Genomic DNA, 2694 nt, shown 5'->3' on the forward strand with positions numbered 1-2694 from the left:
GACGTGCCAGACAAGCTGGACACCTGGAAGGTCCTTCGCTTCGACCGGATCTTCAAGGGAGACGACTGGCGCGGTACGCCCAAGGGCGACAAGCTCGAGCGCGACTTCGCCACCGTCGGCGTGGAGGTCGTCTACTTCCCCTACACGGTGCACACGTCGTCCACGATGCTGCGGCGCGCGCTGAGCAGCGTCGTGGGTGAGGGGCAGGACCATGAGTCTCGCACCGGTCACCTCGACGCCTGAGTCCTCGTCCGTCGAACGCGGCAGCCGGCGCGCGCCGTGGGTGGCGGGCGCGCTCGGCGCTCTCGTCGCCTTCGCCGGCTCCTGGATACCGTCGTTGTGGACCGACGAGGCCGCCACCTCGTACGCCGCCTCGTTGTCGATGACCGAGCTCCGCGAGCTGACCGGCAACCTCGACGCCGTCCACGGCGTCTGGTACGCCTTCATGCACGGATGGGTCGAGGTGTTCGGGCAGTCGGCGCTCGCCCTCCGGATGCCCAGCGTGCTGGCGGTCGGAGTCGCGACCGCCGGCGTGTACGTGCTCGGGCGCCTTCTGGGAGGCGCTCGGCACGCGGCGTTCGCAGCGGTCATCTTCGCCCTCATGCCGCGAGTGACCTGGATGGGCATCGAGGCGCGGTCGTCGGCCCTCGTGACCGCGGTCGCCGTCTGGCTGACGGTGCTCCTCCTCACCCTCCTCCGCGGAGACCGACGGCGTGGGCTGTGGGCCGCGTACGCGCTCGGCGCGGCGGTCCTCGTCGCACTGAACGTGTACGCCGCGCTGGCGGTGCTCGCTCACGGCGTGACCGTGGCTCTCATCGCACGCCCGCACCTGCTGCGCTGGCTGGCGGCGTCCGCATCGGGCGCCCTCCTGGTCTCACCCCTCGTCTGGGCGGCGGGAGGCCAGGGCGGTCAGCTCGGCACGCCGGACGACTCCCTCCTGACGCTGGGCCGTCAGGTGGTCGTCAACCAGTACTGGCTCGGCGAGACGCCGACCAGCCTCACCGGCGCCGGCGGCGGCTCGGCATGGGAGCCCGCACAGTGGTGGATGGTCTCGTCGGTGGCGCTGGCGACCGTCGGCTGGGTGCTGGTGGTCGTCGCGGTGCGACGCGGGCTGCGGTCGCCCGTGGGCCGTCAGGTTCTCGCCTGGTCGCTGCCCGCCGTCGTCGTGCCGACGACGGTGCTCGTGTCTCTCGCCGTAGCGATGAGCCCTTCTCTCTACAACTCCCGCTATCTTGCCTTCTCGGCGCCGGGGGTCGCCCTCCTGATCGGCTGGGCACTCACGACCTTCGGCACCCGGGGCCGGCAGTGGACCGCTGTCGCTCTGGTCGTTGCTCTCACCGTGCCGGTGTACGTATCCCAGAGAACACCCCACGCGAAGTCCGGGGCGGACTGGGAGCAGGCGGCGTCCTTCGTCGAGGCCCGTCGTCAGGACGGGGACGCCGTCTACTTCGCACCCCGCGACCCGACGCGGTCGTGGCCGGTGGCCCGCACCATGCGGTTCGTGGCGATGGCCTACCCAGAGGCGTTCGACGGTCTGCGAGATCTCACCCTACGCACACCTCCGACGGACACCGACGACCTGACAGGTCTCTCTGCATCGCTGGCCGAGTCCCAGGTGCGGGCTGAAGCCGGCTCCCGCCTCTGGCTGATCCGGCGTGTCGGCTATCCCGACGCCGATGCCGAACGCCGCCTGGTGGAGGGGTGGGGGTTCCGAGAGGCGAGCAGGCGGGAGGGACCCCAGACGGTCGTCGTCGAGTACGAGCGTGCCACGGTCGAGTGATCCGCACTGCGGACGGATGCCTTTGGGATGAGGATGGACGCAAAGGGACAAATCAACCCGGAAGCGCCCAATGCGAACTATCATCCTTGCCTGCTGCGTGACCGTGGCCGCGCTCCTCGGTCCGCCGCCGGCGACGGCGTCGGCGCTCGTACCGAGCGAGCCGACGGCGACGACGACGGTCCCAGGAGCTCCTCCGGCTGGGTTCTCGGCCCGCCGTCCAGTGCGGGTCCGCGCGGCCACCCTCCTGCGTGCACTCCCGGTGCGCCGAGAGGCGCGTGCCGGCTACCGCGCATCGAAGTTCGGCGGCTGGACTCGCCGTGGCAAAGGCTGCGGAAAGCGAGACATGATCCTCTCCCGACGCTCGACGGCGAAGGTTCGCACGCGGGGAGCCTGCACCGTGGTCAGCGGTCGGTGGCGATCCCAGTACGACGGTCGGACGGTCCGTCGCGCGTCGCGCGTGGCCGTCGACCGCCGTGTTCCGCTCCGTGAGGCCTGGAGGTCGGGCGCGAGGAGGTGGAACCGCGCCACGCGTCGTGCATTCGCCAACGACACCGGCTACGCCGAGACGGTGGTCGTGGTGACCAAGCAGGCACAGCGTGCGAAGCACGGCCGTGATGTCACCCGCTGGCGCCCACGCCACGCCACGTGCGCCTACACCGCCCGCTACGTCGCGGTGAAGTACCGGTGGCGGCTCGGTGTGGACCCGGGCGAGCGGCGCCTCATTGGCCGGGTTCTCGCTCGCTGCCCCAGCTCCGCGACGTCGGTGAGCCGGCCGGCACGGGCCTGGGTCCGGCCCCTTCCCAACCAGCGCAGCCGCGTCCCGCGGCCCGGTGGCCGGCCACGCTCGTCTAACACGGGTGTGCCTGCCGGTACGAAGCTGACCGGCCACGACGGTGACCTGGCCGTCACCCAGG

The 2694-nt window shown here is 71.3% G+C and carries 1 protein-coding gene and 2 pseudogenes; all 3 read left to right on the forward strand.

Going from position 1 to position 2694, the window contains the following annotated elements:
* Positions 1-243 (forward strand): annotated as a pseudogene (locus PV363_RS17090) (hypothetical protein); the annotation flags it as partial.
* On the forward strand, positions 212-1780 hold the full coding sequence (locus tag PV363_RS17095) for a glycosyltransferase family 39 protein (protein WP_301022989.1): 1569 nt from the start codon (positions 212-214) through the stop codon (positions 1778-1780). The pseudogene PV363_RS17090 and the gene PV363_RS17095, both read left to right, overlap by 32 nt.
* Positions 1781-2123: 343 nt before the next feature.
* A pseudogene (locus PV363_RS17100) lies at positions 2124-2694 on the forward strand (hypothetical protein); the annotation flags it as partial.

Source organism: Mumia sp. (assembly GCF_028803055.1).
Taxonomy (GTDB): domain Bacteria; phylum Actinomycetota; class Actinomycetes; order Propionibacteriales; family Nocardioidaceae; genus Mumia.